At 70.9% G+C, this 26,638-nt stretch carries 27 protein-coding genes; 17 read left to right on the plus strand and 10 right to left on the minus strand.

Annotation, left to right across the window (positions count from 1 at the left end; genetic code table 11):
- The first annotated feature begins 46 nt into the window (after positions 1-46).
- The 7 genes from ACZ7IB_RS20300 to ACZ7IB_RS20330 all read left to right on the plus strand — a co-directional run bounded on the left by ACZ7IB_RS20300 (position 47) and on the right by ACZ7IB_RS20330 (position 7,221).
- Entirely contained in the window at positions 47-460 is a 414-nt protein-coding gene (locus ACZ7IB_RS20300; RefSeq protein ID WP_093899369.1) for a DUF3151 domain-containing protein, read from the plus strand.
- A gap of 191 nt (positions 461-651) precedes the next feature.
- Positions 652-1,500 (plus strand): tryptophan 2,3-dioxygenase family protein, encoded by an 849-nt coding sequence (locus ACZ7IB_RS20305; RefSeq protein WP_470914162.1) that lies wholly within the window; start codon positions 652-654, stop codon positions 1,498-1,500.
- Positions 1,493-2,683, plus strand: coding sequence for a kynureninase (gene kynU, locus ACZ7IB_RS20310; protein ID WP_470914164.1), 1,191 nt, complete (start codon positions 1,493-1,495; stop codon positions 2,681-2,683). Before ACZ7IB_RS20305 ends, kynU begins: the two co-directional genes overlap by 8 nt.
- Positions 2,684-2,831: 148 nt before the next feature.
- The gene (locus tag ACZ7IB_RS20315) at positions 2,832-3,707 is read left to right on the plus strand and encodes an alpha/beta hydrolase (RefSeq protein ID WP_470914165.1); all 876 of its coding nucleotides are present in this window, start codon (positions 2,832-2,834) and stop codon (positions 3,705-3,707) included.
- A gap of 105 nt (positions 3,708-3,812) precedes the next feature.
- Positions 3,813-5,174: a sensor histidine kinase gene (locus ACZ7IB_RS20320; protein WP_470914167.1), complete on the plus strand. Its 1,362-nt coding sequence runs from the start codon at positions 3,813-3,815 to the stop codon at positions 5,172-5,174.
- A complete protein-coding gene (locus ACZ7IB_RS20325; protein WP_470914169.1) occupies positions 5,171-5,848 on the plus strand; it encodes a response regulator in 678 nt (225 codons plus the stop codon). The genes ACZ7IB_RS20320 and ACZ7IB_RS20325 overlap by 4 nt, the downstream gene beginning before the upstream one ends.
- 134 nt (positions 5,849-5,982) lie before the next feature.
- On the plus strand, positions 5,983-7,221 hold the full coding sequence (locus ACZ7IB_RS20330; RefSeq protein WP_470914170.1) for a cytochrome P450: 1,239 nt from the start codon (positions 5,983-5,985) through the stop codon (positions 7,219-7,221).
- 69 nt (positions 7,222-7,290) lie between these two features.
- On the opposite strand, the gene ACZ7IB_RS20335 is transcribed toward ACZ7IB_RS20330, so the two are convergent.
- From ACZ7IB_RS20335 to ACZ7IB_RS20345, 3 genes are read right to left on the minus strand one after another with little or no spacing between them, the layout of a single operon-like run.
- On the minus strand, positions 7,291-7,620 hold the full coding sequence (locus ACZ7IB_RS20335) for a hypothetical protein (protein WP_470914173.1): 330 nt from the start codon (positions 7,618-7,620) through the stop codon (positions 7,291-7,293).
- A 60-nt stretch (positions 7,621-7,680) separates the two neighbouring features.
- Positions 7,681-9,315: an ABC transporter permease gene (locus ACZ7IB_RS20340; protein WP_470914174.1), complete on the minus strand. Its 1,635-nt coding sequence runs from the start codon at positions 9,313-9,315 to the stop codon at positions 7,681-7,683.
- On the minus strand, positions 9,312-10,253 hold the full coding sequence (locus ACZ7IB_RS20345) for an ABC transporter ATP-binding protein (protein ID WP_470914176.1): 942 nt from the start codon (positions 10,251-10,253) through the stop codon (positions 9,312-9,314). The genes ACZ7IB_RS20340 and ACZ7IB_RS20345 overlap by 4 nt, the downstream gene beginning before the upstream one ends.
- A gap of 101 nt (positions 10,254-10,354) precedes the next feature.
- Between ACZ7IB_RS20345 and ACZ7IB_RS20350 the strand changes: the two genes are divergently transcribed.
- Complete coding sequence (locus ACZ7IB_RS20350; protein WP_470914177.1) at positions 10,355-10,885, plus strand: GbsR/MarR family transcriptional regulator; 531 nt, start codon at positions 10,355-10,357, stop codon at positions 10,883-10,885.
- A 19-nt stretch (positions 10,886-10,904) separates the two neighbouring features.
- Here ACZ7IB_RS20350 and ACZ7IB_RS20355 read toward each other — a convergent pair whose 3' ends face one another.
- A complete protein-coding gene (locus ACZ7IB_RS20355) occupies positions 10,905-11,252 on the minus strand; it encodes a hypothetical protein (protein ID WP_470914179.1) in 348 nt (115 codons plus the stop codon).
- Positions 11,253-11,307: 55 nt separating this feature from the next.
- Positions 11,308-12,165 carry a diacylglycerol kinase family protein gene (locus tag ACZ7IB_RS20360; protein ID WP_470914181.1) on the minus strand — a complete coding sequence of 286 codons (858 nt, stop codon included), beginning with the start codon at positions 12,163-12,165 and terminating at the stop codon, positions 11,308-11,310.
- A 186-nt stretch (positions 12,166-12,351) separates the two neighbouring features.
- On the opposite strand from ACZ7IB_RS20360, the gene ACZ7IB_RS20365 reads away from it, so the two are divergent.
- The 4 genes from ACZ7IB_RS20365 to ACZ7IB_RS20380 all read left to right on the plus strand — a co-directional run bounded on the left by ACZ7IB_RS20365 (position 12,352) and on the right by ACZ7IB_RS20380 (position 16,054).
- Positions 12,352-13,635 (plus strand): adenylosuccinate synthase, encoded by a 1,284-nt coding sequence (locus ACZ7IB_RS20365; RefSeq protein WP_470914183.1) that lies wholly within the window; start codon positions 12,352-12,354, stop codon positions 13,633-13,635.
- Between the two features lie 120 nt (positions 13,636-13,755).
- Positions 13,756-14,550 carry an AAA family ATPase gene (locus tag ACZ7IB_RS20370; RefSeq protein ID WP_470914184.1) on the plus strand — a complete coding sequence of 265 codons (795 nt, stop codon included), beginning with the start codon at positions 13,756-13,758 and terminating at the stop codon, positions 14,548-14,550.
- Between the two features lie 228 nt (positions 14,551-14,778).
- Complete coding sequence (locus ACZ7IB_RS20375; RefSeq protein WP_470914186.1) at positions 14,779-15,321, plus strand: hypothetical protein; 543 nt, start codon at positions 14,779-14,781, stop codon at positions 15,319-15,321.
- A gap of 22 nt (positions 15,322-15,343) precedes the next feature.
- Complete coding sequence (locus tag ACZ7IB_RS20380; RefSeq protein ID WP_470914189.1) at positions 15,344-16,054, plus strand: YgjP family zinc-dependent metalloprotease; 711 nt, start codon at positions 15,344-15,346, stop codon at positions 16,052-16,054.
- A 33-nt stretch (positions 16,055-16,087) separates the two neighbouring features.
- Here the strand turns inward: ACZ7IB_RS20380 and ACZ7IB_RS20385 are convergent, their stop codons facing one another.
- Entirely contained in the window at positions 16,088-17,617 is a 1,530-nt protein-coding gene (locus ACZ7IB_RS20385) for a substrate-binding domain-containing protein (protein WP_470914193.1), read from the minus strand.
- A 75-nt stretch (positions 17,618-17,692) separates the two neighbouring features.
- On the opposite strand from ACZ7IB_RS20385, the gene ACZ7IB_RS20390 reads away from it, so the two are divergent.
- On the plus strand, positions 17,693-17,926 hold the full coding sequence (locus ACZ7IB_RS20390) for a hypothetical protein (protein ID WP_470914196.1): 234 nt from the start codon (positions 17,693-17,695) through the stop codon (positions 17,924-17,926).
- 72 nt (positions 17,927-17,998) lie between these two features.
- On the opposite strand, the gene ACZ7IB_RS20395 is transcribed toward ACZ7IB_RS20390, so the two are convergent.
- Positions 17,999-18,820 (minus strand): SDR family oxidoreductase, encoded by an 822-nt coding sequence (locus tag ACZ7IB_RS20395; RefSeq protein ID WP_470914198.1) that lies wholly within the window; start codon positions 18,818-18,820, stop codon positions 17,999-18,001.
- A 113-nt stretch (positions 18,821-18,933) separates the two neighbouring features.
- Here ACZ7IB_RS20395 and ACZ7IB_RS20400 point away from each other — a divergent pair, with 113 nt between their 5' ends.
- Both ACZ7IB_RS20400 and ACZ7IB_RS20405 read left to right on the plus strand, forming a co-directional pair.
- Complete coding sequence (locus tag ACZ7IB_RS20400; protein ID WP_470914201.1) at positions 18,934-19,527, plus strand: TetR/AcrR family transcriptional regulator; 594 nt, start codon at positions 18,934-18,936, stop codon at positions 19,525-19,527.
- Between the two features lie 327 nt (positions 19,528-19,854).
- Positions 19,855-20,742 carry a glycoside hydrolase family 19 protein gene (locus tag ACZ7IB_RS20405; protein ID WP_470914203.1) on the plus strand — a complete coding sequence of 296 codons (888 nt, stop codon included), beginning with the start codon at positions 19,855-19,857 and terminating at the stop codon, positions 20,740-20,742.
- Positions 20,743-20,857: 115 nt separating this feature from the next.
- Here the strand turns inward: ACZ7IB_RS20405 and ACZ7IB_RS20410 are convergent, their stop codons facing one another.
- On the minus strand, positions 20,858-22,336 hold the full coding sequence (locus tag ACZ7IB_RS20410; RefSeq protein ID WP_470914497.1) for a helix-turn-helix domain-containing protein: 1,479 nt from the start codon (positions 22,334-22,336) through the stop codon (positions 20,858-20,860).
- Between the two features lie 363 nt (positions 22,337-22,699).
- Here ACZ7IB_RS20410 and dnaN point away from each other — a divergent pair, with 363 nt between their 5' ends.
- Positions 22,700-23,827: a DNA polymerase III subunit beta gene (gene dnaN / locus ACZ7IB_RS20415; RefSeq protein WP_470914205.1), complete on the plus strand. Its 1,128-nt coding sequence runs from the start codon at positions 22,700-22,702 to the stop codon at positions 23,825-23,827.
- 58 nt (positions 23,828-23,885) lie between these two features.
- Here the strand turns inward: dnaN and ACZ7IB_RS20420 are convergent, their stop codons facing one another.
- On the minus strand, positions 23,886-24,590 hold the full coding sequence (locus ACZ7IB_RS20420; RefSeq protein WP_470914209.1) for a pyridoxamine 5'-phosphate oxidase family protein: 705 nt from the start codon (positions 24,588-24,590) through the stop codon (positions 23,886-23,888).
- Entirely contained in the window at positions 24,587-25,798 is a 1,212-nt protein-coding gene (locus ACZ7IB_RS20425) for an MFS transporter (protein WP_470914212.1), read from the minus strand. The genes ACZ7IB_RS20420 and ACZ7IB_RS20425 overlap by 4 nt, the downstream gene beginning before the upstream one ends.
- Positions 25,799-25,852: 54 nt before the next feature.
- Here ACZ7IB_RS20425 and ACZ7IB_RS20430 point away from each other — a divergent pair, with 54 nt between their 5' ends.
- Positions 25,853-26,599 carry a helix-turn-helix domain-containing protein gene (locus tag ACZ7IB_RS20430; RefSeq protein WP_470914214.1) on the plus strand — a complete coding sequence of 249 codons (747 nt, stop codon included), beginning with the start codon at positions 25,853-25,855 and terminating at the stop codon, positions 26,597-26,599.
- Positions 26,600-26,638: the final 39 nt, after the last annotated feature.

The raw sequence follows: 26,638 nt of genomic DNA on the forward strand, positions 1-26,638 counted from the left end.
GGCGCCCGAGTACCCCGGCGCGCATCTGCCAGGCACACTTGAACCCATGTCGATCCACGAGAACCTGCTCGGGGGGCCTCCCCCGACCCACCTGCCCGACGACCCGGAGCCGCGCGAGCTGCTCGCGAACGGCACGGCCCCCGCCGACGTCGCCGCGAAGTACCCGACCTCCTCGCTGGCCTGGGCACAGCTCGCCGACGAGGCGTTCGAGGGCGGCCGCGTCATCGAGTCGTACGCCTACGCCCGCACCGGCTACCACCGCGGCCTCGACGCGCTGCGCAGGGCCGGCTGGAAGGGGCACGGCCCCGTACCGTTCGAGCACGAGCCGAACCGCGGCTTCCTGCGCGCCCTGCACGCCCTGGCGCGGGCCGCCCAGGCGATCGGCGAGCAGGAGGAGTACGAGCGCTGCTCGACGTTCCTGCGCGACTCCTCGCCGACCGCCGCCGAGACCCTCGGCTAGAGGCCGACCGAGGCCCTCGGCCAGACGTACACGTACACCTTGTGACGTTCCGGACCCCGCAGCTGCACCGGTATCTGCGGGGTCTGCGCGCTCCTGCGGGCTCCGTTTAGGATGCGGGCAGGGGACCGGAGCTCCACCACCTCACGGAAGGGGCGGACCGCTACCCGGAAGCTCGTGTCGAGGAGACAGCAATGTCGACGATCCACCCCGACCCCGAAGCCACCGGTGCGCAGACCCCGCACCTCGACTTCGCGGGAACGACTCCGTACGAGGACTATGTCCAGGCGGATGTCCTGACCCATCTCCAGCACCTTCGCTCCGACGATCCGGGCGAAATGGTCTTCCTGGTCACCACCCAGGTCATGGAGCTGTGGTTCACCGTCATCGTCCACGAGTGGGAGACCGCCGCGCACGCCCTGCGCGAGGACCGGCTGCCCGTCGCGCGCGACGCGCTCAAGCGGTCGGTGCGGGAACTGGAGGCGCTCAACGCCTCCTGGACGCCGCTCGCCCAGCTCACCCCCGCCCAGTTCAACTCCTACCGCGCCGCCCTCGGTGAGGGGTCCGGCTTCCAGTCGGCGATGTACCGGCGGATGGAGTTCCTGCTCGGCGACAAGTCTGCGTCCATGCTCGTGCCGCACCGGGGCGCGCCCCGCGTCCACGGCGAGCTGGAGAAGGCGCTCGCCGAACCGAGTCTGTACGACGAGACGCTCGCCCTGCTCGCCCGGCGCGGCCACGCCGTACCGCAGGCCGTGCTCGGCCGGGACCTGACGCAGAAGTACGAGCCGTCCCCCGAGGTCGAGGCCATCTGGGCGGAGATCTACGCCAACCCAGACCAGCACGACGAGCTGGTCCGGCTCGGCGAGGCGCTCACCGACGTCGGTGAACTGGTGTGGCGCTGGCGCAACGACCACCTCGTCGCCACCCGGCGCGCGATGGGCTCGAAGACCGGGACCGGCGGTTCCGCCGGGGTCGCGTGGCTGGAGAAACGGGCCACGAAGAACGTCTTCCCCGAGCTGTGGACGGCGCGCAGTCATGTCTGAGACCTTCGCCGCGCGGGCCGCGGCACTCGACGCCGCCGACCGGCTCGCCGATCTGCGCAAGCTGTTCACCCTCGACGACACCGTCTACCTCGACGGCAACTCGCTCGGTGCGCTGCCCGCCCACGTACCCGCCCGGGTGCAGGAGGTCCTCACCCGCGAGTGGGGCGAGCTGCGCATCCGGTCCTGGGACGAGAGCGGCTGGTGGACCGCGCCGGAACGGATCGGTGACCGGATCGCCCCGCTCGTCGGGGCCGCCGCCGGGCAGATCGTCGTCGGGGACTCGACCAGTGTGAACGTCTTCAAGGCCGTCGTCGCGGCGACCCGGCTGGCGACGGGGGGGCGCGACGAGATCCTCGTCGACGCGACGACCTTCCCCACGGACGGGTACATCGCCGCGTCCGCGGCGCGGATGACCGGCCACCGGCTCGTCCCGGTCACCCCCGCCGAGGTCCCCGGTGCGCTGGGCCCCCGTACCGCGGCCGTCCTGCTCAACCATGTCGACTACCGCACCGGCAGGCTCCACGACCTGCCCGGACTCACCGCCGCCGTGCACGCGGCGGGCGGCCTCGCCGTCTGGGACCTGTGCCACAGTGCGGGCGCCCTGCCCGTCGGCCTCGACGAGCACGGCGTGGACCTGGCGGTCGGCTGCACGTACAAGTACCTGAACGGCGGCCCCGGTTCGCCCGCCTACATCTACGTCGCCGAGCGCCACCAGGCGGCCTTCGACTCGCCCCTGCCGGGGTGGACGTCGCACGCCGACCCGTTCGGCATGACACCCGGGTACGCCCCGGCGGACGGTGCCGTACGGGGCCGGGTCGGCACCCCCGACATCCTTTCCATGCTGGCGCTCGAAGCGTCGCTGGACGTGTGGAACGGGGTGTCCATCGACGAGGTACGGGCCAAGTCCCTGGCGCTGACGGACTTCTTCCTGGAGTGCGTCGCCGAGCATGTGCCCGAGGGCCGGGTCACCTCCGTCACCCCGGCCGCGCACGCGGAGCGCGGCAGCCAGGTCGCGCTGCGGTGCGAGGACGCGGAACCGGTGATGAGCGCGCTCATCGCGCGGGGTGTCGTCGGGGATCTGCGGCGGCCGGACGTGCTGCGGTTCGGGTTCACGCCGCTGTACGTGGGGTTCGCGGACGTGGAACGGGCGGCGCGCGTACTGGGTGAGGTGCTGAAGCCCTAGCAGCTGGCACCCAGGGGCCCCTGCATGATCCGTCGGCGGGGACGGGAACCTTCCGTACTGGTACCGTCCCCGCACGTCAGGCCAGTTGGGTTGTTGGGTTGTTGGGTTGTTGAGCTGTTGGGCTCAGATACAGGACGGTTGGAGCAGCATGTCGGATTCTGCCGCGCGTGATCGTGACGCAGCCGAGACCGAGTCGGCACTCTCGCATCCACCGGTCGCCCCCGATGCATCGGCCGCCTACGGCAACCACCCCGACCAGGTGATCGACTTCTACGCTCCGCGCGACGGCCGGACCGGTGCGCCCGTCGTGGTCGTCCTGCACGGCGGGGCGTGGCGGGCGCCGTACGACCGGCAGCATGTGTCGCCGTTCGCGGACTTCCTGGCCCGGCGCGGTTTCGCCGTCGCCAGCGTCGAGTACCGGCGCGGCAGTGAGATCCCGCAGCAGCGGGGTTCCGGTCCGGTCGCGGGTCGTTGGCCGGAGACCTTCGACGACGTCGCCGCGGCGATGGACGCGCTGCCGGCCCTGCTGGCCCGGGAACTTCCGCAGGCCGACGCCCGGCGGATCGTCGTCACCGGGCACTCCGCCGGCGGGCAGCTCGCCCTGTGGGCCGCCGCCCGGCACGTACTGCCCGAGGGCTCGCCGTGGCGGCTGCCCGCGCCGCCGCCGCTGCGGGGTGTCGTCGCCCTCGCGCCGATCGCCGACTTCACCACGGCCGTCGAGCTGAACGTGTGCTCGGGGGCCGTCGGTCAATTCCTCGGCCGCGAGGAGGACTTCGAGGCGCGGGCCCCGCACGCCGACCCGGCCGTGCTGCTGCCCACCGGGATCGCGACGTCGGTGGTGCAGGGCACCACCGACGTCGATGTGCCGCAGGCCGTCTCGGAGGCGTTCGTCGACGCGGCGGCGAAGGCGGGGGAGACGGTGGGCCTGACCCTGCTGCCCGACGTCGGTCACTACCCGCTGATCGACCCGGCCAGCGACGCGTGCGCGGTGGTGGCGGAGGAGCTCGCCCAGCTCGCCTGGTGAGCGGGGGGCCCGGCGCCGGTGCGGCCCCGTAGTACTTGCGACGGACGGCGCAGGATCCGTATCGCTGGTGACGACCCGGGCCGATCCGGCCCCTACCTTGGAAACGTGACCGAGACCAAGAGCAGAAGCCCCGAGATCAAACTGGCCGCAGGGGCGTTGGGCGGCCTGCGGCAGGACCTTTTCCGCAACGCCTTCGAGTACCGTCCGCTGGAGCGGATGCGGACCGACGGGCCGCTGCTGCGACAGTTGCCGGAGCGGATGCGTGAGCGTGCCGCCTGGACACCCCACGCGCTGGTCGGGGCCGCCGCACTGCTCACGGCCTTCATAGGCCTCGTCTCGTCGGACTCCTTCGGTCTGCTTTCCGTGGTCGATCTCGTCCTGATCGTGCTGCTCCCTGTGGCCTCCGTGCTGATGACGCTGGTCAGGCCGGTCGGCGCGTTCTGGATTTCGATGGCGCTCACCCCGTTCGCGGCGGTCGCCAGCGGTGGTTCCTGGCCCTGGGCGCCGAGCACCTTCCTCTCGCATCTGACGGTGCTGGTCGTGGTCGCGGCCCGGACCCGGCCCCGTACCGCCGCCTGGATGTGGGGCTTCACCTTGGTGTTCGGCGCCGTGCTGGAGAACTTCGGCGGCTGGTACCGCTCCTCGACCACCTCCACCTTTGTCATGGCCTCCGCGTTCGCGCTGCTGGTGGTGGCCGTAGTGCAGATCCGTCGCGACGCGGAGCGCGAGGTCACCGTGCAGCGCACCGTGACCGCTGTCGAACGCGACCGGCGCACACTGCTCGAGGAGCGCACCACCATCGCCCGGGAGCTGCACGACGTGGTCGCCCACCACATGTCGGTCGTCGCGATCCAGGCCGAGGCCGCCCCGTACCGGGTGGAGAATCCGCCGCCCGAGCTGGAGCAGGCCTTCGTCACGATCCGGGAGAACGCGGTCGCCGCCCTCACCGAACTGCGCCGGGTCCTCGGCGTCGTGCGGGCCGAGGACTACCAGGCGCCGGACGCCCCGCAGCCCACCCTCGCCCAGCTCGACGGGCTCCTCGCCAATGTGCGCGAGGCCGGTCTGGAGACGGAGAAGACGGTCACCGGCGCGGTACGTGAACTGCCGCAGGGCGTCGAGCTGTCGGCGTACCGGATCATTCAGGAGGCCCTCAGCAACACACTGCGGCACGCACCGGGCGCTACTGCCAAGGTGGAGATCGGCTATGTGCTGGGCGGACTCGGTCTGCGCGTCGTCAACGGGCCGCCGATCGGTCCGGTGAAGCCCTCGCCGGGGGCCGGTCACGGGATCACGGGAATGCGGGAGCGGGTCACGATGCTGAACGGCGACATGACGGCCGCGGCGACGGAGGAGGGCGGTTACGAGATCGCCGCGTTCATCCCCGTCCAACCCATCTGCGACACGGACGAGCCGAACGGGACGCACAAGTCGCACGAGTCGCAGGCGGAACAGGGGGCGAAGGCATGACCATCCCCACCGCCCCGGCCATCCGGGTGCTGATCGTCGACGACCAGATGATGGTCCGCGAGGGCTTCTCGGTGCTGCTCAACGCCATGCCGGGGATCGAGGTCGTCGGCGAGGCCGTCGACGGCCGGCAGGCCATCGCGCAGGTCGCGGCACTGCGCCCCGATGTGGTGCTGATGGACATCCGGATGCCGGAACTCAACGGCATCGAGGCCACCCGCGAGATCGTCGCCGCCGACGCGGACGCCAAGGTGCTGGTACTGACCACCTTCGACCTCGACGAGTACGTGTACCAGGCGCTGCGCGCCGGGGCGTCCGGCTTCCTCCTCAAGGACGCCTCCGCTCGCCAACTCGCCGACGGGGTACGGGTGGTGGCCGCCGGTGAGGCGCTGCTCGCCCCGACCGTCACCAAGCGGCTGATCAATGAGTTCTCGAAGCTCTCCGAGACCCCGCGCCTGCCCGCCTTCGCCCGGATCGGCGACCTCACCGAGCGCGAGACGGAGGTGCTCGTCCTCATCGCGCAGGGCCGGTCCAACGCCGAGATCGCCTCGCATCTGGTGGTTGCCGAATCCACCATCAAGACGCATGTGAGCCGCATCCTGGTGAAGCTGGGGCTGCGCGACCGCACGCAGGCGGCGGTCTTCGCGTACGAGGCCCGGCTGGTCACGCCGTCCTGAGGAGTCCGGGGAGTTCGGGGTCGCTGGTCGGCGACGGGGCCCGGGGTGGGCGGCCGACGGGACCCGGGGGTGGGCGGCAGACGTGACCCAGGGGTGGGTGGTCGGCGGCCGTCGGGTCCGGTTAGCGTCCGTATATGCACCCGTCCTCACGTTCCGCGGCCGACGCCCCCTTCGTCCTCTTCGACCCCTGGTCCCCGGCGTTCGTCGCCGACCCGTACCCGGCCTACGCCGCGCTGCGAGCAGCCGGCCGGGTGCACTACTTCGAGCCGACCGACCAGTGGCTCGTCCCGCACCACTCCGATGTGTCCGCGCTGCTGCGCGACCGCCGCCTGGGCCGTACATATCTGCACCGCTTCACCCACGAGGAGTTCGGCCGTACGCCGCCGCCCGCGGAGCACGAGCCCTTCCACACCCTCAACGGCCAGGGGCTCCTCGACCTGGAGGCCTCCGACCACACCCGGATCCGGCGCCTGGTCTCCAAGGCGTTCACTCCGCGTACGGTCGAGCAGCTCGTCCCGACTGTGCGGCGGCTGGCCGCCGGGCTGGCCGACTCGTTCGTCGAGGCGGGCGGCGGCGATCTGCTGACGGCCGTCGCCGAACCGCTGCCCGTGGCCGTCATCGCCGAGATGCTCGGCATCCCGGAGTCCGACCGTGCCCCGCTGCGCCCCTGGTCGGCGGCGATCTGCGGAATGTTTGAACTGAACCCGTCCGACGACACCGCCCGTGCCGCCGTCCGCGCCTCGCTCGACTTCTCCGCGTATCTGCGCGAGCTGATCAAGGAGCGGCGCAAGAACCCCGGGACGGATCTGATCTCCGCGCTCATCGCCGCCCACGACGAGGGGGAGCGGCTGAGCGAGCAGGAGATGATCTCCACCTGTGTGCTGCTGCTCAACGCGGGCCACGAGGCGACCGTCAACACCACGGTGAACGGCTGGTGGACGCTGCTGCGCCACCCCGAGCAACTGGCCGCCCTGCGCACCGACCACGGGCTGTTGCCGACGGCGATCGAGGAACTGATGCGGTACGACACTCCGCTGCAGATGTTCGAGCGCTGGGTCCTCGACGACATCGAGATCGACGGCACAGTCATTCCGCGCGGCTCCGAGGTGGCCCTGCTCTTCGGCTCCGCCAACCGCGACCCGGCCCGCTTCCCGGCCCCGGACACCCTGGACCTGGCCCGCCGGGAGAACCCCCACATCACCTTCGGCGCCGGCATCCACTTCTGCCTGGGCGCCCCGCTGGCCCGGGTCGAACTGGCTGCGTCCTTCGGTGAGTTGCTGCGCCGCGCCCCGAACCTGCGACTGGCGGCCGAGCCGGAGTGGAACCCGGGCTATGTGATCAGGGGCCTGAAGGAACTGCGCGTCGAGCTGTGACGGGGTGAGTAAGGCGGGCGCGCCGGGCACGGTGCGGTCCGGCGGGCCGGGCACGGTGCGGGCCGGGAGTCAGCACCCCGGCCCGCAGTTCAGTGGCGGTCCTTCCAGTACCTCGAACGCCACCCCGAAGCCGGCAAGGGCCGTCAGGAGTGCCGCCGCCCCGAGTGCCCGCCGCCACTTCCCCTGTACGAGGGCGAAGAGCGCGATCCCGGCCGCGATGCCACCGAGAGTCATGACCGGCAGCCCGAGCAGGAGCACGTTCCACTCCGACTCGCCCTCGAAGCCGCCGAAGATCCCGCGCCGGCCGTAGGGAGCCCAGGCGAGCATCCCGGCGGCCCCGCCGGCGGCCGCGACCATGCATCCGGCGACCCCGCGGATGGCTTCGCGTCGGTTCTCCATGGTCAGGGTGACGCGGCTGCGCCGCGGGGAGGTTGCACCCGGGGCGCCCCCGCCCTCGCGTCACGTCAGGACATCGCGTCGCCGCAACGCCGCCAGCCCGGCCCCCACCAGCACCACCGCGGTCGCGGTGAGTGCCAGCACCGGGCCCCATTCCATCCCCGTACCCCCCGGCAGCTTCGGCAGATGCGTGAACGGTGATACGTCCATCACCGGCTGCGGCAGGTCGATGGCGGGTCCGATCCACCCCAGCGCCAGGCAGATCCCGGCCACACCCCAGGACGCCACCGCCGCCTTCGGGAGCGCCCCGTACAGCAGGACCGCCACCGCGCCCAGCAGCCAGATCGCCGGAAGCTGCACCAGCGACGCACCCAGCACGGCAGGGAGTTCGTGGCCGTAGCCGACGGCCAGGCCGAGGCCGCCGACCGCCATGATCAGGGCGGCGCCGCCGAAGGCGATGGCCAGATGACCGGCCGCCCACCCGATCCGGCTCACCCCGCCCGCCAGCACCGGTTCGGCGCGCCCGGCGGTCTCCTCGCCGTGCAGCCGCAGCACCGTCGCGACGATGTACAGCGCCGCGACCATCCCGAGCATCGAGACCATCGCCGCGAGGAACGCGTCGGTCAGCCCGGACTGTCCGCCCATCCGCTCGAAGATCTCCTGCGTCTTCGCGTTGTCGCCGACGAGATCCGCCGCCCCGCCGGTCAGCCCGCCGAAGACGACACCGACCACGGCGAAGGACAGCGTCCACCCGATCAGCGAACCGCGCTGGAGCCGCAGGGCAAGACCGAACGCCGTGGAGATCCGCCCCTGCGCGGGCCCGGGCCGGGTCGCCAGGAAGCTCATGCCGACATCGCGCCGCCCCGCCAGGGTGTACGCGAGGGCGGCCTGGACCGCGACGGCCGCCGCGATGACGAGCAGCACCCACCAGCGCTCGTCCGCGTACGCGCGCACGTTCTCCGCCCAGCCGATGGGGGAGAGCCAGGTCAGTACGGACGAGCCGTCGTCCGTCGCCGAGTCGCCCGCCGCCTTCAGTACGAACGCGGCACCGATCACCGCCGCCGTGAGTCCCTTCGCGAGCCGTGCGCTCTCGGTGAACTGTGCGGCGATCGCGGCGGTGCAGGCGAACAGCATGCCGATCCCGGCGATCGCCAGCGCGAGCGCCACCGCTCCGGCGCCGCCCCCGCCGGACCCGGCCATACCGGCCGTGATCATCAGCGCCAGCGCGGCGTTGGCGATCAGCGCGGCGAGGAGCGCGGCGGTCAGCGGGGCACGGCGGCCCACCATGGCGGAGGAGAGCATCTCCTGACGGCCGGTCTCCTCTTCCTCCCGGGTGTGCCGGATGACGACGATCAGGCTCATCACGGCCGCCAGCGCTCCGCCGAAGCCGACCATCCGCCAGCTGACGAGCCCGCCGACGGAGTCGTTGAAGACCGGTCCGTACAGCGCCCGGAGCGAGCTGTTGGCGTTCATCGACGCGGCGAGCTCGGCACGCTGGGCGGCCGTGTCGTACAGCGAGGCGAAGGACTTCCCGACCGAGGAGAAGGAAGCGCCGAGCACGATCACCCAGATCGGCATCATGATCCGGTCGCGCCGCAGCGCGAGCCTCAGCAGGGGCCGGGTGCCGGCGAGCTGCCCGGTACCGGACCCGGTCCGGCGTCCCGCGCCGACCGGTGCGGTCGTGGTCACGGCAGTCATCGCGCCGCCACCCCCACACCCTCGCCGTTGTCCGTCGTGCCGGCCGTGCCCGTCGCGTCGGTCGCGTAGTGACGCAGGAAGAGCTCCTCCAGCGTGGGCGGGGTGCTGGTCAGCGTCCGTACTCCCGATGCGGAGAGCGATTTGAGGACCGCGTCCAGCTTGTCCGTGTCGACCTGGAGCGTGACCCGCAGGCCCTGGACGTCGAGGTCATGGACGCCGGGCAGATGCGCGAGCCCGTTGGGAGCACCGGCCAGCTCGGCGCTGATGTTCGTGCGGGTCAGATGGCGCATGTCCGCCAGCGAACCGTTCTCCACCGTCTGCCCCTGGCGGATGATGCTGACCCGGTCGCAGAGCGATTCGACCTCGCTGAGGATGTGGCTGGACAGCAGGATCGTCCGCCCGCGCGCACGCTCCTCGGCGACACAGTCCTGGAAGACCTCCTCCATCAGCGGATCGAGACCGCTCGTCGGCTCGTCCAGGATCAGCAGATCCACATCGGAGGCGAACGCGGCGACGAGGGCGACCTTCTGCCGGTTTCCCTTGGAGTACGTACGGCCCTTCTTCGTCGGGTCGAGCTCGAACCGTTCGACGAGGTCGGCGCGCCTGGTCCGGTCGAGGCCGCCGCGCAGCCGCCCGTACAGATCGATCACCTCGCCGCCGGAGAGGTTGCGCCACAGCGTGACGTCACCCGGGACGTACGCCACCCGTCGGTGGAGCTCGACCGCGTCGTTCCACGGGTCGCGGCCGAGCAGCCGTGCGGCGCCGGAGTCGGCCCGCAGCAGCCCCAGCAGCACCCGGATGGTGGTGGACTTCCCGGACCCGTTGGGCCCCAGGAAGCCGTGGACCTCACCGGTCTCGACCGTGAGGTCGAGGCCGTCCAGTGCGTGCGTCCGGCCGAACGACTTGTGCAGCCCGGCCACCGTGATTGCCTTCGTCATGTTTTTGAAGGTACGCTACTTTCACAAACTTGTGAAGTTAAGGAAGCGTATAAAGTTGGGGACACGGCGGGGGCCGGGGAATCAGGGGAGACGATCGGGTCATGACCAGCGAAACCGAACAGAGCATGCGCGACGAGCGGGATGCGGAGGCAGTGTCGCGGTTCGTGGAGCGGTTCGCGTCCGACATGACCGAGGCGGGGATGCAGCGGATGGCGTCCCGTGTCTTCGCCGCGCTTCTCGTGGACGACGACGGGTCGATGACCTCCGCCGAGCTCGCCGTGGCGCTGCAGATCAGCCCGGCGGCCGTGTCCGGTGCGGTCAATTACCTCACGCAGGTCAGCATGATCGGCCGCGAGCGCGACCCCGGCTCGCGCCGGGACCGCTACCGCCTGCACGACGAGGTCTGGTACACCACCTTCACCCAGCGCGACCGGGTGATCACCCGCTGGGAGAACACCCTCAAGGACGGCGCCCGCACCCTGGGCGAGCACACCCCGGCCGGCGCCCGGCTCGCCGAGACCGCGGCGTTCTTCGAGTTCGTGCAGTCGGAGCTGAGCGGCATGATGGACCGCTGGCGCGAGCACCGCAAGACGCTCGACCTGCCGATGGCCGACGGCCGCAGCCACGCCTGACGGCCCCGCACGGCGTCCGTCACACCGGCCCGGGGACCATGTCCGCCAGGGATTCGAGGGCGCCGGGGTCGGACGGATCGACGTTCCGGTACAGGTCCGCCGGCCAGTACGGGCGGCCTTCGATCCACGCGACGACCACCGGCTTCCCGTCGATCCACCCCCGCAGTTCGACGGTGCCGGTAGGTGCGGGCAGGCCTGCCCAGGGGCATTTGTCCGGCCCCGGCGGCAGGAGCCGCAGCAGGCCCTCCGGCGGAGGGCCGTCGTCGGCCCCATCGCCCGTCCCTCCGGCCGTCCCCTCGGCAGGGAAGCGCACGAGCAGGGGCCCGGCAGCCGAGCCGGCCCCGTCGTACAGCAGGCCTGTGCGCATCACCCGGACCGTCCGACATCTCCAGCCCCACCCTTCCGCCCGGCCCGCCCGGAGGCTACCCCTCGCCCACCGGCAGCATCAGCCCCCAGGCCCCCGCCCGTACCGTCCAGGTCCTCGTCCGGACCGGGCCGCCGACCTGTATGTCCGCGCGGTAGCGGAAGTCCGCGCCCGAGACCGTGACGGCCTTCGCCTCCGCCGTGACCGGTTCGGACGCCGGGGTGCGGATCACCACGTCCGCGAGGCCCCCGTCGCCGCCCTGCGAGGACACCGTCACCGACTCGACCGGGCGGTCCAGATCGTTCAGCAGGACGCCGTCCGCCTCGACCCGCAGCCGGTGCGTGCGCGGCGGGGCGGGGGGCGTCGACGGGGTGGGGTGCACCAGGGTGCGGACCAGGGTGCGGCAGGTGTCCCAGACCGCCGTGACCCCCGTATGGGCGGCCACCGCGCCCGGCAGGGCGCTCAGGGCCGGGATGTGCAGCGCGCCCAGGACGACGCCGTCGCTGTCGTCGACCAGCAGGTCGAGCCTGCGCACGGCACCGTCCAGCGCGGTGCGCGCCGCCGCCACCGCGCCCAGGGGCACGCCGAGCGAATGGGCGAGTTCCAGCGCGGCCGCGGCGCCGACCGGGATCAGCGAGAGCGCGGCCTGGGCCGGCTCCCGCTCCCGGTGCAGCAGGGACACCGCCCGCCGCAGCGCCCGGTCGTCGCCGACCACCACAGGCCGCCGACTGCCCCGGCGGGACAAGGCCCGCGCGAACTCCTCGGGCCCGTCGGGCAGACAGATCTTGGCGTGCGAACCGGCGCTGAGCACATCCTTCGCGATACGGACGGACTCGCCGTCGGTCCGGCGGGCTACCGGGTCGATGACCACCAGCAGCTGGTGCGCACCGTCGCCGGGGGGCTGGGCAGCCGACACCTCGGTCCTTCCTCGGGTAGCATCTTGGTGCAAGAGCCCCTTGCGCTATTGCGCCAGGGGCTTCGTCTATTCCGGGGCACCCGGTTCGACGGTTCAGGCCTTGTCGTACATCGTCGTACGGCATGTACGACGTTTACGTACGCCCCCTGACCTTGGACATGCCCCGCCCGGAAGGGGTGTACGCCTGTGCCCGCACTTGTGCTGCTCGGTGCTCAGTGGGGTGACGAGGGCAAGGGAAAGGCCACCGACCTCCTCGGTGGATCCGTGGACTATGTGGTGCGCTACCAAGGCGGCAACAATGCCGGCCACACGGTGGTCGTCGGTGACCAGAAGTACGCACTTCATCTCCTCCCCTCCGGAATCCTTTCGCCGGGGTGTACCCCGGTCATCGGAAACGGTGTCGTCGTCGACCCGGCCGTCCTGCTCTCCGAGCTGAGTGGGCTGAACGATCGCGGCGTGGACACGTCCAAGCTGCTGATCAGCGGTAATGCCCATTTGATCACCCCGTACAACGTCACGGTCGACAAGGTGACGGAACGGTTCCTCGGTAAGCGCAAGATCGGTACGACCGGCCGGGGTATCGGCCCGACGTACGCCGACAAGATCAACCGTGTGGGCATCCGCGTCCAGGACCTCTACGACGAGTCGATCCTGGAGCAGAAGGTCGAGGCGGCCCTGGAGCAGAAGAACCAGCTCCTCGCCAAGGTCTTCAACCGCCGCGCCATCGAGTCGGGCAAGATCGTCGAGGAGATGCTCCAGTACGCGGAGCAGATCAAGCCGTACGTCGCCGACACGACGCTGGTCCTGAACAACGCCATCGACGCGGGCAAGGTCGTCCTCTTCGAGGGCGGTCAGGGCACGCTGCTCGACGTCGACCACGGCACGTACCCCTTCGTCACCTCGTCGAACCCGACCGCGGGCGGCGCCTGCACCGGTTCCGGCGTGGGCCCGACGAAGATCAGCCGGGTCATCGGCATCCTCAAGGCGTACACCACCCGCGTCGGCGCCGGCCCGTTCCCGACGGAGCTGCTCGACGAGGACGGCGAGGCGCTGCGCCGGATCGGTGGCGAGCGCGGTGTCACCACCGGCCGCGACCGTCGCTGCGGCTGGTTCGACGCGGTGATCGCGCGGTACGCGACCCGGGTCAACGGTCTCACCGACTTCTTCCTCACCAAGCTGGACGTGCTGACCGGCTGGGAGCAGATCCCGGTGTGCGTCGCGTACGAGATCGACGGCAAGCGCGTCGAGGAGCTCCCGTACAGCCAGACCGACTTCCACCACGCGAAGCCGGTCTACGAGATGCTGCCGGGCTGGTCCGAGGACATCACGAAGGCCAAGACCTTCGCTGATCTGCCGAAGAACGCGCAGGCGTACGTGAAGGCGCTGGAGGACATGTCCGGCGCCCCGATCTCCGCGATCGGTGTCGGCCCCGGCCGCACCGAGACCATCGAGATCAACTCCTTCCTGTAGGGAATCCTGACGGGAGCATCGCGGTGGCGGCCGACCGGACACTACGTGTCGACCGCCGCCGCACACCCGCATACGCGGGCCGGATGGTGTGACTGGTCTGTCCGCCATGTAGGAGCCAGGATGCTGCTGAGATTCCGGGTGGCGAACGTCCGGTCCCTGCGCGACGAGCAGGAGCTGTCGTTCGTCGCGCCCGAGGGGAGCGAGAGGGAACGGGCCGCAGCGCGTGACCTTGTCCTCTCGGACGGCAGCCGGCTGCCCGTCCACACCGTCGTCGGTGTCTTCGGAGCCAACGCCTCAGGCAAGTCCAATGTGATTGCCGCGCTGAAGAACATGAAGCACGCGGTCCTGCGTTCCTACGCCGACTGGACGTCCTGCGACGGCATCCCCCGTGACGAGTTCGCCCTGGACCCCGAGGCCGCGTCGGAGACATCCCTGTACGAGGCGGACTTCGTCCTCGGTGACGGCGTCCGCTGGACATACGGGTTCGAGCTGGGTGCGCGACGGGTCGAGGCGGAATGGCTCTACGCGTACCCCAAGGGCCGCCGCCAGGTGTGGTTCGAGCGGGACGCCGGTCGCGACAAGGCCTTCGAATTTCCGGGCGACCGGCTCCACGACCGCACGCGCCTGACCCGTACGACCAGGCAGGACGCCCTCCTCCTCACGCGCGCCGCGAACGACGGTCACGAGCAGCTCACCCCGATCTTCGACTGGTTCAAGAACAACCTCTGGGATGTCACGCCCGAGACCGAGCGCACCCAGCGCGAGGACTACACGGCCATGAAGCTGCTGCGGAGTGAAGAGAACTTCGTCGAGGAGAGACTTCTCCTCAGCGGCTATCAGGCTGCGTCGGCGTACGTCCGCGATCGGCTGGGTGGCCCGTCACGTCACCTGTCACCTGCCGCCGTCTCTTCGTAATCACCAGCACTGTCCGTTGCCAATGAATCCAGCCCGCTTGTCACTGAACCCAGTCGTCGGCGGATCTCAGCCAGCACGGACGGACTTTGCTGCGCCCATCGTCTCGAAGTCTGACGGTCGGTCCGCCTTGCGGCGCGGTCACGCAGGCCAGGCGTCAGCCCAGCGGACCAACTGGAGCAGGCGCAGAGGCTGATGGAATGCGATGGGCGGGGCGGCAGGATGAGTCGCATGAGCACTCTGGACGCCGCCACGGCCGCAAACTCCGTTGCGCCGCCGCCCCGTTGGGCGGTCTGGGCCGCGCATCTGACCACCTTGGCCGTACTGCCGAGCGGGCTATGGCGGATCGTCCTGGTGCTCGGCTATCCGGCCGGCTACCTGGACGAGAGCTTCGCGGACTTCGAGACGCTCGGCGCGAAGGTCTGGATGCTGACGCTGAGCGTGGTCTGCGAGCTTCTCGCCTTCCTGACGATCGGTCTGGTGCGCCCCTGGGGCGAAGTCGTGCCGCGCTGGATACCGCTGATCGCAGGACGCGCCGTGCGCCCGATGGCCGCCGTCGTCCCAGCCGCCCTCGGCGCAGTGGCACTGACCGTGATGTGGGCCAATGTTCCCTGGTGGTGGACATACCCGCACGATGACATGACGGACACCGGCGGCCTCGTGGTCGGCATCCTCTACCAGCCGCTGGTCCTGTGGGGCCCCCTGCTCGCCGCCGTCACCGTCTCCTACTACCGCCGTCACCGCTCCCCGCGCAGCCGGGGCACAGCGTCTTGAAACAGCGCCCTGTTTAAGAACCTTGCCCCCGTGTCGGCCGACTGGGTTTGATGACAAACGGGCTGGATTCATTGGCAACGGACAAGCACCACACCACCAGGGAGCCCGTCCGTGGCCAAGCTCACGCTCGATCTTCGTACGCTCCAGCGCCGGCTGGATCGAGGCCAAGGCGCGGCTCAGCGAGGAGCGACGCCAGCTTCATCCCACGCGGTCCCTCAGGGACGGCGAGATCCACCGGTACCTGGGGCGGGACCACCGGCTTCTCGTCGTCGACAACACGCCGGACGAAGCCCCGGTCCCCGCTGTTCGTCTCGTCGCCGGGAGGCTGCGTCCGGACAGTACGGTCGCGGCCGATCCGGTGCTCGCACGCAAGGCGATCGCGGACTGGTACAGCCGGGCGGGGCAGCGTTGGACGCGGGGGCGTCTGCAGCCCTGGGCTGCCCGGATGGACGTTCCTGAGCCGACGGTACGGGTGCGGGACCTGGGGCACCGGTGGGGAAGCTACCGGGCCGGCGCGGCCGACAACGGGGTGATCTCCCTGCACTGGGCGGTCTTCCAATTGCCGATCCACCTCGTGGACTACGTGGTCGCACACGAACTGGCCCACGTCCGGGTGACCGGGCACGGTCCCGAGTACTGGCGCCTGCTGGGCAGGGCGTTGCCGGAATGCCGTCGGCTGAAGACCGAATTGGACGAACTGGGCCGCCGGGCGTGGATGGGGGACCTCGCCTGATCGCTCCGGCTTCCCTCCCGCCGGATCCGTACGTCAGTCCTCGCCGCAGATCCGCAGCCCCTTCGGTGTCGCGCACGGCAGATGCCCGTGCGTGCGGATCACGTCCTGGCCGTTCCCCCGGCTCAGATAGCCCAGGAAGCTGGAGGCCAGGGAGTCGGCGGGCGGCCGGCCGTAGGTGTAGGCGTACTCGATCTCCCGGTACGGGTACGTGCTGGAGCCGATCGTGTCGACGGACGGGACGGTGGAGTCGATGGCGAGCTGGTGCGCTCCCGACAGCTCGGTTCCGGCGCGCAGTTCGCTGTAGCCGATCGCGCCGTCGAGCCGGCCGACGGCGGCCAGGACCTGTTCGGTGGAGTCGAGTTCGCAGCGCAGGACCCGGGCCTGCGTGTCGTCCTTGGTGGCGCAGTCGCGGGAGGACTGGGCGGGTTCGTTGCGGCCGAGTACGCGGCGCTGGAAGACCTCGCGGGTGCCGGAGTTGGCGTCCCGGCTGACCAGGAGGACGGGCAGGTCGGGCCCGCCGAGCGCCTTCCAGTTGCGGATGTCGCCCCGGTAGATCTTCCGGATGTCGGCGAGGGCCAGGTTCTTCAGCGGTACCCGGTCGTTGACGACGAGGTGGAAGAGCGAGACGGCGACCCGGGTCTCGCGCAGCTGCGGGAAGCCGTCCGGCTTGGGGCCGTCGGAGAGGGCGATCAGTGCGGGTGAGCCGGACTTCCCGGCCTTGGCCCCCCGGTCGGCGAGCTCCCGTATCCCGGCGTTGCTGCCGTGCGCGTCGACGGTGACGGTGGAGCCCTCGCACTCCTTCTCGTACTTCTTCGCCAGTTCCCGTACGACCGGCCCGAAGGCGGTGGAACCGGTCACCGTCAGGCTGCCCCGGGCGCAGCCGATCGGGGGCGGGGTGTCGTCCCGTATCAGGATGATCGAGGCCAGCGTGATGACGCAGACGGTCAGTGCCACGGTGATCAGCCGGGCGGCCCGGCCGAAGAGCGGCGGCTTGTCGTCGGGGCGGGCAGCGCGGTTCGGTGTCACCTCGCCGTCCCGGATGCCGCCCGTGATCCTGATCGGGCTGTCCACGGTCGCCCCGGTGAGCAGCACCAGCAGCTTGAAGTGCTCGCCCCTGTTGAGCGGTACGCGTGGCAGCCGGATGAGCGGACCGCTGTGGCGCATCCCGCCGGCCGGGGTGAAATGCTCCATCAGATGGTCGGCGCCGGGCGACTGGGTGACCGCGATGCCGCGGACCGTGCGACCGGTGAACTCGACGGTCAGCCCGTGCAGTTCACGGCCTGTGTAGTCGTTGTCGGCGATGGACTGCGAGCCGTCGTTCTCGATCCGCAGCAGGACGAGCGTGGCATCGGCCATGTCCGGCGTCTCGCTGAAGAGGCCGAGCCGCACGTTGGCCCGGCCCTGACTGACGTCGCTGCCGATCGGGGTGTCCATCTGGACCCGGTAGCCGATGCGCTTGCGGCGGGGCACGCGGCGCTCGTACCAGAGCACTCCGACGGAGGCCAGGACACCCAGTACGGCGGTCGCCACGGCCACGATGTTCTCGGCGCTGAACCATTCCACGGCTTCCTCGCACTCCCCTCGTTGAACGCGTGTACGTGCGCTGGTGCGGGTCCGGTGTCCGGTTCGGGTCACCGTATGTGCGACGTAGGGGAGTTGGGGGCGCAAGTCGCGTCCTGTCGGCCGACGTTCGCCCGCCGTTCGCCCACTGGTCCCGTCGGCGGCGCGGGCTTCGGCGCGACGATCCGCTCGCTCGACGGCGCCCTGGAGTGCGACGGCGGCAACCCCGCCTCGGTCGCGGCCCGGGTCGCCACCTACGAGCGGATCACCGGCGTCCTCGGCACGGCGCCGGGCTCCCGGCTGTACTGCTGACGGCCGAATGCCGCGGCGCCGTGGACGACTTGGGCCTGCCCGGCCCGGTGGCGCGGACGCCGACCGGAGTGCTCAGCGGAAGGCCGCGGCATTGCGTTCGGCCCACGCGGCGAAGGTGCCCGCCGGCCGGCCCAGGACGCGCTCGGCATCGGGGCTCACCCCCTGCTCCTCCTCGGTGGGTTCGCCCAGGATGGCCAGCGTGCCCTCAACCACGGGAAGCGGCATGAACCGCGCCATCAGCGTGTGGGCCTCCTCGCGGGTCTGCTCGGTGAACCGCACCGGTTCGCCCAGCGCGGCCGCGATCGCCGCCGCCCGCTCGCGCGGGGTGGTCGGCGCGGGACCGGTCAGGGTGTACGTGGCACCCGCGTGAGCGTCCTCGCGCAGGACGGCGGCGGCGACCGCGGCCACGTCGGCCGGGTCGATGAAGGGCAGGCCGACGTCGCCGAACGGTGCTGCGGCCTCCCGCCCGGTACGGATCGAATCGGCCCAGGCGAGGGCATTGGTGTCCATCCCGCCCGACCGCAGGACCGTCCAGTCGAGCCCGGACTCCCGTACGGCCGTCTCGAACAGAAGGGGATGCCGGTACGCCTCCGGGCGGGTTCCCGCGCCCTGCGAGGACAGCAGCACCACCTTGCGCACCCCGGCGGTTTTCGCCACCTCCAGAATGCCGTGCGGGTCGTCGCCCGCCACCAGCAGGAACAGCGCCTTTGCCCCGTCGAACGCGACCCGCAGACCGGCCGGCTCGGCCAGGTCGGCGGCCGTCGCCCGGACCCCCGGCGGTACATCGGCGTCGGTGATGTGCCGGGCCACTGCCGTCACCGGCACCCGGGCATCGCTCAGCATCTGCACCAGCGCCCGCCCGACGTTCCCGGTCGCACCTGTCACCACGATCATGCCGGTCTCCCTCGTTGAGAATGAGTCGGTGAGCCGAGTTAGTCAGTCGACTCACTTACTTCGTTGACGGGACGCTAGCACAGGCGGACCGGTCGCTGTCTATAGTCAGTCGGGTGACTGACTCAATGGATTCCCGGCGTCCTCGGGCGAAGGCCGCCGACAAGCGGCACCGGCTGACGGCGGCCGCCGCCCGGGTCCTGCACGAGCAGGGCGTGGAGCGCACGACCATCGCGGACATCGCCCAGGCCGCCGACGTCCCGGCGGGCAACGTGTACTACTACTTCAAGACCAAGGGGGAGCTGGTCGAGGCGGCCCTCTCCGAACACACCAGGCACCTGGAAGCCCTCACCGGCAGCCTCGATCGGCTCGCCGATCCGCGTGAACGCCTGAAGGGCCTCGTGGATGCGTGGGTCGGGCAGCGCGACACCGCGGCCCGCTACGGCTGCCCCACCGGCACCCTCGCCGTCGAACTCGACAAGCGTGCCGAGGGCGGTCTCGACCTGTCGGTGGGCCAGGTCATCCGCCGTCTGCTGGACTGGGTGGAGCAGCAGTTCCGTGAGATGGGGGTGGCCGACCCCGGAGGTCTCTCGCTGACGTTCGTCGGCGCCTACCAGGGCATGTCGCTGCTCTCCAGTGCTCTGCGCGATCCGGAGATCATGACCCGCGAGGGTGCCCGCCTCGTCCGCTGGCTCGACACGCTGACCTGACGCGGATGCCCGGGCTCAAGTGCCGCCGGCCGCTGACCGGCCGACCGGTCCGACGTTCCGCGCGCTGGACGGGCCCGAAGGTTTTACCTTCGGGCCCGTCCGTGTTGCGGCACATGATCCGGATGAACTCCTCCCGGAATTCCTCCTGTTGGAAGCGGTCAGGCGGCGCGAAAGTGCTGCGGGCCCGCCCGTGAACGCTCCTTCGGGAAGGTTGCCCAATGATGGTCTAGACCTTGACAGGTTCAGACCAACAGCGCTTGAGTGGCCGTCAACCCCCCATGGCGGCGCGCCGTCCAGCTCGGTGCGCCGCACCGAAGGAGTGATCACATGATCAGACGCATCATGGGCCTGCTGGCCGCGCTGGGCGCGGTCGTCGCGATGGTCGTCGTTCTCCCTGCCACCACCGCCGCGGCAGCCGACTGCGCGGCACCCTGGAATTCCTCGTCCGTCTACACCGGCGGTGGATCGGCCTCCTACAACGGGCACAACTGGACCGCCAAGTGGTGGACCCAGAACGAGACCCCCGGCAGCTCCGACGTCTGGGCGGATCAGGGCAGTTGCGGCGGTGGCGGCGGAACGGACCCGGGCACCCCGTCCGGCTTCGTCGTCAGCGAGGCGCAGTTCAACCAGATGTTCCCGAACCGGAATCCGTTCTACACGTACAGCGGACTGACCGCGGCCCTGAGCGCCTACCCGGGCTTCGCGAACACCGGCACCGACACCGTCAAGCGCCAGGAGGCGGCGGCGTTCCTCGCCAACGTCAGCCATGAGACGGGCGGTCTGGTGTACGTGGTCGAGCAGAACACGGCCAACTACCCGCACTACTGCGACAGCGGCCAGCCCTATGGCTGCCCGGCCGGCCAGTCCGCGTACTACGGCCGCGGCCCGATCCAGCTCAGCTGGAACTTCAACTACAAGGCCGCCGGTGACGCTCTCGGCATCGATCTGCTGGGCAACCCGTACCTGGTCGAGCAGAACGCCTCGGTCGCCTGGAAGACCGGCCTCTGGTACTGGAACACCCAGAACGGCCCCGGCACCATGACCGCTCACAACGCCATGGTGAACGGTGCCGGATTCGGCGAGACCATCCGCTCCATCAACGGTTCCCTGGAGTGCAACGGCGGCAACCCCGCCCAGGTCCAGAGCCGTATCGACCGCTACCAGGCATTCGTATCGATCCTCGGCACCACCCCCGGCTCCAACCTGAGCTGCTGACCCGCAGTCCATAGACACACAGTCCGTAGATCCGCGGTGTGCGGATCCGCGGCTGTTGATGCCCCCGCCCGACGGGGGCGTGCCCGGCCCCGGCCGGACACGCCCCCGTTCCGGTTCATCGGGCGGCGTCCGCTCCCGCGACGTCCAGGGCCCGGAAGGCCAGCCACAGGTCGTAACGAGCACTCGGCGTCTGCAGCAGCGAGCGCTGAAGAATCGACTCGAGCCGCGCGAGGCGTTTACGGGCCCCCGGCACCGAAATACCCAACGCGGCGGCCGTCGGGGCGAGTTGGGCCTCGCACTCCAGCCAGGTGCGGAGAGTCGCCCGCAGGTCGGCGGCGGTCCGGGAAGAGCGGGACGCGGTGAGCGGGCGCAGCTGCTGGGCCGCCCATTCCTGGACGGCCGGGCCGCGCAGGATGTAGTCCAGCCGGTGGGGCGGCGCAGGCGTTGCCCCGGCCGGGCCGACCGCCCGGGGCACGGTGGGCGTGGCGCGTATGCGCAGGGCCAGGTCGAGGGCGGCCTGGTCGGCGACCCGGTTCAGGGCGAGGTCGAGCAGCTCGCCGATCAGCCGGAGCCGTGCGGCCAGCGTGTTCCGGTGGATCTTCAGATGCTGGGTCGCGTGTGAGGAGAACGCGAGCCAGGAGGAGAGGGTCGCCACGAGCTCCTGGCTGCCCGGGTCATGGCTGCGCCGCGGCAGATGCGTGAGCAGCGGGTTCAGCAGCGCATCCGCCCACTGCGCGCCGGCCGCACCGACGACCAGGGCGGCCTCCGGCGCCGAGCCGAAGCGGGCATGCCGGGCGGGCAGCCCGCGGGCCACGGCCAGCGCATGGAACGCCTGGCGGTATCCGGTCGCCGTGTCGGACAGCGGTACGTCCTCGCTCGCCCCCACGACACACTCGTCCACCACGTCGGCGACCCGGAGACCGAGCTGCTGTTCGGCCGCGTCCGGGCCCGTCGGCACGACGAGGATCAGATGACGTGCGTACACCGGACACCGCACGATCCAGGACCGGCCGCCGGAGAGTTTCGCGCAGATCCGTGCCACCTCGTCCCGGCGCCCGCCCGGGCACTCCACGACGCACACCCGGACGGGGTCGGGCAGCGTGGGCTTCAGAGCCCCCGCCACCTGATGCGCGATGGACAGCTGGCCGGTCATGAGCAGATGCAGCACCGCTTCCCGGCTGCGGGACTCCGCGAGGTCCACGCGGCGGCGCTTGCGTTCCACGGTCTCCGCGGCCCAGCACATGGCGAGAGGCAACGCCACGTCGGAGAGAAGCGTGACGAGTCCGTCCGGCAGCGGGCGCGGGGCGACGACGGCCAGCACCGGGGGGGAGACGTTCGGCGGGCCGTCCAGCGGGAACAGCAACGCGGTGTGCGGCCCCCTGTCGAACGAGAAGGAGTGTGCGCCGAGTGACGCCAGTTCCCGCACGCCCTCGGTGGCCAGCGCGGCAGCCTCGACGCCCGTACGGTCCGGGGTCCGGGTCACGCCATGCAGAACGGTGCCGTCACCGTCGAGCAGTCCGGCCCAGCCCTCCGCCCGGCCGGACACCCAGCGCAGGAGCTCCTGCGATCCGCCGGATCGGGCCAGCCGGTACATCCGCAGTACGTCGTCGGCCCGTTCCCGCGCGTGCACGCGTCCTCCGCTTCCGTGTCCCTGAGTTGCTGCGTACCTGTCAAAAATCCGGAGTGCAGTGTATCGGTCCGGCTGTGCGGATTGTTACCCCTGGCGGCTCACACAGTGCGAACTGAATCTTTCTGTCGCGTACCCGAAGTCCTAGAGTCCGATGCACGGTTGCGGGGTCCTCCGGGGGAGGGGCACGGGGACGACGGCCGCGGCTCACGGGGGTGGCCGCTGTCGTCGGCCGCGACCGTCTTCCTTTGCTCCCGTTGTCAGTGGTGGCCCCTAGTGTCGGCTCACGATCAGGACCACGATCAGAGACGACCGGGAGAGGCCGCCGCCATGGAGTTCCGCATTGAGCGCAGCGCACTGACCGACGCCGTGGCCTGGGCGGCCCGGGTGCTGCCCACGCGCTCGCCCGTTCCTGTGCTGGGCGGGCTGCTGTTGGAGGCTTTCGACGGCCGGCTGCGCATCTCGGGCCTCGACTACGAGGCGTCCGCGTGCATCGAGGTGGAGGCGGAGACCGTACGGGCCGGGAAGGTGCTGGTCATGGGCCGCCGGCTGCTCGATGTCTGCCGGGTGCTGCCCGAGGGGGCGGTGCAGTGCGCGGTCGAGGGCTCACGGTTCTCGCTGACGAGTGACAGCGCCCGGTTCGGACTGTCGGTGCTGCCGTTCGACGACTATCCGGCGCTGCCGTCGCTGCCGGAGGTGCTCGGTGCGGTGGACGCGGAGGAGTTCGCCGCGGCCGTCGCCCATGTGACGGTGGCGGCGGGCCGGGACGACACGCTGCCGATTCTGACCGGTATCCGGCTGGCGCTCGACGGCGACACGATGACGCTCGCCGCCACGGACCGCTACCGGTTCGCGGTACGCACGCTCCTCTGGAAGCCCGGCAAGGACGGCGTCTCGGCCGATGTCGTGGTCTCCGCCCGCAGGTTGACCGAGATCGCCCGCTCCTTCGGCCGGGCCGGAATGGTCCAACTCGCTCTGGATGGCGGTTCGGCCGGTTTCGAACTGGCCGGGATGCGCACCACGGTGCGTCTGCTCGAGGGCCGACTGCCGCGCCACGAAAAGCTGTTCGCCATGGTGGATCCCGTCTCCGCGGTGACGGACCGGGCGCCCCTGGTCGAGGCCGTCAAGCGTGTAGCCGTGGTCGCGGAGGGCGGCAGCCCGCTCCAACTGAATTTCTGCGGTGACTCGGTGCTGCTGCAGGCGGGTTACGAGGACGATGTCGCCTCCCAGCGTCTGCCTGCCGTCCTCGACGGCACCGATGAGCTGACGGTCGCCTTCAACCCCTCGTATCTGATGGACGCCCTGGCCTCGTTCGACGCGCCCGTGGTCCGGTTCGAGCTGCTGGGCCCCGGTCAGCGTGCGATGGTCACCGGATGGGCGTCCCGGGCGGACGCGGCGGACGAGGCGGCGCGCCCGGTCCACCGGCATCTGTTGATGTCGGCCAGGCCGTTGGTCTAACGCGACCCGGATACCTCCCGGATACCTCCCGGATGCCCCCGTGAGCGTCCGGCTCGGTTCAGTTCATCGCTGTGCGGGCGCGTTGGCTCAGATGGGCCGGGGCCTCGATGCCCGGGGGCAGCAGGGGGTCCGGTCGCAGCTCGCCCCAGGTCGTGTGCAGGGGCAGCACGCCCGCCCACAGGCCGAGTTGCGCGTCCTCGCTGTCGCCGTCGTCCGGTGCCCCGGTACGTATCTTCACCGATGCCTCGTCCAGCGGCAGAGCGAGCAGGGACGTCGCGGCGAGTTCCTTGCGGCTGGGGCGGCGGGCGTAGTCCCACTGGCCGGGTGTCGCCTGCTCGGTCAGGCAGCGCAGGCCTGCGAGCTTCTCGTCCGGGTCGGTGATCAGGCGGGGAGTGCCGAAGACCATGGCACTGCGGTAGTTGACGCTGTGCTCGAAGACCGACCGGGCCAGGACGAGGCCGTCGACGTGAGTGACGGTGACGCAGACCGTCGCTTCGGGGGAGGCGACCAGGCTGCGGCTGGCGACGGAGCCGTGGAAGTAGAGGGTGGTGCCGTCGGCGCCGTAGACGGTGGGGACCACCAGGAGGTTTTTGTCGACGGTGACACCGAGATGGCAGACGAAGCCGGCCCCGAGGATCGCGTCGAGTACGTCGCGGTCGAGGCTCCCCTGTTCGCGGAGACGGCGGTGGCGGGTGCGTGCGGTTTCCGGCAACTGCCGGTCATGGGGCGGGACGCTCAGGGCGTTGGTCACGGGTTCGGTCACGGGTTCGGGGCCTTTCGCTGTGTCGTGGCCCGCGGGCGGTCGATGACCGCATCGAGCAACTCGGGCTCGTTCAGGCTACGCAGGAGAATCCAGCCGAGCGCGGGCAGTGCGATCAGCGGTGCGAGGGCGGTCTGCAAGGAGGTGGCGTCGGCGACGGCGCCGATGAGCGGCCCGGCGATACCGCCGACGCTGACGGCCAGGCCCAGCGTGATGCCGCCGGCGGTGCCCACACGCCGGGGCAGGTAGTCCTGGCCGAGGGTGACGTGCAAGGAGAACGGCACATACAGAGCGGCCGAGGTGAGCGCGACGAACCCGTAGAACAGCGGACCGGGCACGAAGACCACACCCGCCACCGCGAGGACGGTCGAGGCGTACGACCACTGGACGACCGGGATGCGGCCGTGGCGGGCGGCGAGCCTCCCACCGGCCACGGTGCCCACAGCGCCCCCGAGGTAGAGGACGAACAGCGCGGCCGTACCGGCGAACTCCCCTCCGCCGGTGCGCTGGCGCACGTACAGCGAGATGAAGGCGCTGAGGCCGACGAAGACGACCGAGCGGCACACGATGGCCCCCGACAGCTTCAGGAACGATGCCCAGTCGTCTCTGCCGGGCGCCTGACCCGCCGGGGAGTCCGCAGCCGTGGCGGGGACGTCGATGCCCCGCAGCGCGGTCACGCACAGCACCACGCCGGCGAGGGCCGGGACGACCAGCAGCGGCGAGGCGCGCAGACCCCCAGTGGCGACGACGGCGGAGACCATCAACGGTGCGGCGGCGAAACCCAGGTTGCCGCCGAGGGAGAACCAGCCCATCGCGGTATGGCTGCCGCGGGCGGCCATGCGGGCCACGCGGGCCGCTTCCGGGTGATAGGCGGCCACACCGGTCCCCGACACCGCAACGGCCGCCAGGGTGAGCGCATACGAATCACCGACACCGGCGAAAGCGACCCCGGCCCCGCACACCAGCGTGCTCACCGGCAGCAGCCAGGGCATCGCCCACCTGTCGGTCAGCGCACCGAACAGCGGCTGTACGACCGAGGACAGCAGGGACGCGGCCAGCACGGCACCGGAGGCGGCGGCGTACGTATAGGCACGCTCGGAAACGAAGAACGGCACCAGCGCGGCCACCGTTCCCTGGTAGACGTCCACGCAGGCATGGCCCAGGGACAGGAGCGTGATCGGGCCGGGACGAGAGGTACGGGTTGTCGGCACCCGGCCATCGTCGCCACGGCGCGGTCTGGCGCGCTTCCGATAAAATGCCAAAGTATGCCGGATATCCGCCATACTCCCGAGGCGCCCACCCGCAGCCAGGTGCTCGCTCCGGGAGAGAGCATCGGCGCGCACCGCCACGACGACCACCAGATCATCTACGCGGGCTCCGGCGTCCTGGCCGTGACAACCGCCGCCGGCACCTGGTTCGCCCCCGGGACCCGCGCCATCTGGGTGCCCGCCGGATGTGTCCACGCCCACCGCGCCCACGGCCGCCTCGATCTGCACCTGCTCGGCCTGCCCGCCGGCACCAACCCCCTGGGCCTCGACGCCCCCACCGTCCTTGCAGTCAGCCCCCTGCTGCGCGAACTGATCCTCGCCTCCACACGCAGCCCACACGACGACACCCCCGAACGGCGCCGCCTGCGCGCGGTCCTGCTCGACCAACTGCGCGCCTCACCCCAGCAACCCGTCCAGCTGCCGGCCCCCACCGACCCCCGTCTCGCAGCCGTCTGCGAACTCCTGCAGCACAACCCCGCAGACCCCCGCAGCCTGGCCGCCCTGGCAACCACGGCGGGAGCCGGCGAACGCACCCTCAGCCGCCTCTTCCGTCGCGAGCTGGGCATGACCTTCCCTCAGTGGCGCACCCAGCTACGCCTCTACCACGCCCTGCGCATGCTTGCCGAGGACATGCCGGTCACCACGGTCGCCCATCGCTGCGGCTGGTCCTCCACCAGCGCCTTCATCGACGTCTTCCGCCGTGCCTTCGGCTACACCCCCGGATCCCACAACCGCCGTCCCTGACAGGGGTGCGGGGCCGGGGTGTGCCCGGCCCCGTGAACC

Source organism: Streptomyces sp. NPDC037301 (assembly GCF_055602785.1).

Bases quoted from the DNA above. Each gene is read 5' to 3' on its own strand.
- ACZ7IB_RS20300 (WP_093899369.1), top strand. From the start codon at position 47: ATGTCGATCCACGAGAACCTGCTCGGGGGGCCTCCCCCGACCCACCTG.
- ACZ7IB_RS20305 (WP_470914162.1), top strand. From the start codon at position 652: ATGTCGACGATCCACCCCGACCCCGAAGCCACCGGTGCGCAGACCCCG.
- kynU (WP_470914164.1), top strand. From the start codon at position 1,493: ATGTCTGAGACCTTCGCCGCGCGGGCCGCGGCACTCGACGCCGCCGAC.
- ACZ7IB_RS20315 (WP_470914165.1), top strand. From the start codon at position 2,832: ATGTCGGATTCTGCCGCGCGTGATCGTGACGCAGCCGAGACCGAGTCG.
- ACZ7IB_RS20325 (WP_470914169.1), top strand. From the start codon at position 5,171: ATGACCATCCCCACCGCCCCGGCCATCCGGGTGCTGATCGTCGACGAC.
- ACZ7IB_RS20330 (WP_470914170.1), top strand. From the start codon at position 5,983: ATGCACCCGTCCTCACGTTCCGCGGCCGACGCCCCCTTCGTCCTCTTC.
- ACZ7IB_RS20335 (WP_470914173.1), bottom strand. From the start codon at position 7,620: ATGGAGAACCGACGCGAAGCCATCCGCGGGGTCGCCGGATGCATGGTC.
- ACZ7IB_RS20340 (WP_470914174.1), bottom strand. From the start codon at position 9,315: ATGACTGCCGTGACCACGACCGCACCGGTCGGCGCGGGACGCCGGACC.
- ACZ7IB_RS20345 (WP_470914176.1), bottom strand. From the start codon at position 10,253: ATGACGAAGGCAATCACGGTGGCCGGGCTGCACAAGTCGTTCGGCCGG.
- ACZ7IB_RS20350 (WP_470914177.1), top strand. From the start codon at position 10,355: ATGACCAGCGAAACCGAACAGAGCATGCGCGACGAGCGGGATGCGGAG.
- ACZ7IB_RS20355 (WP_470914179.1), bottom strand. From the start codon at position 11,252: ATGCGCACAGGCCTGCTGTACGACGGGGCCGGCTCGGCTGCCGGGCCC.
- ACZ7IB_RS20370 (WP_470914184.1), top strand. From the start codon at position 13,756: ATGCTGCTGAGATTCCGGGTGGCGAACGTCCGGTCCCTGCGCGACGAG.
- ACZ7IB_RS20375 (WP_470914186.1), top strand. From the start codon at position 14,779: ATGAGCACTCTGGACGCCGCCACGGCCGCAAACTCCGTTGCGCCGCCG.
- ACZ7IB_RS20390 (WP_470914196.1), top strand. From the start codon at position 17,693: ATGTGCGACGTAGGGGAGTTGGGGGCGCAAGTCGCGTCCTGTCGGCCG.
- ACZ7IB_RS20395 (WP_470914198.1), bottom strand. From the start codon at position 18,820: ATGATCGTGGTGACAGGTGCGACCGGGAACGTCGGGCGGGCGCTGGTG.
- ACZ7IB_RS20405 (WP_470914203.1), top strand. From the start codon at position 19,855: ATGATCAGACGCATCATGGGCCTGCTGGCCGCGCTGGGCGCGGTCGTC.
- ACZ7IB_RS20410 (WP_470914497.1), bottom strand. From the start codon at position 22,336: ATGTACCGGCTGGCCCGATCCGGCGGATCGCAGGAGCTCCTGCGCTGG.
- dnaN (WP_470914205.1), top strand. From the start codon at position 22,700: ATGGAGTTCCGCATTGAGCGCAGCGCACTGACCGACGCCGTGGCCTGG.
- ACZ7IB_RS20430 (WP_470914214.1), top strand. From the start codon at position 25,853: ATGCCGGATATCCGCCATACTCCCGAGGCGCCCACCCGCAGCCAGGTG.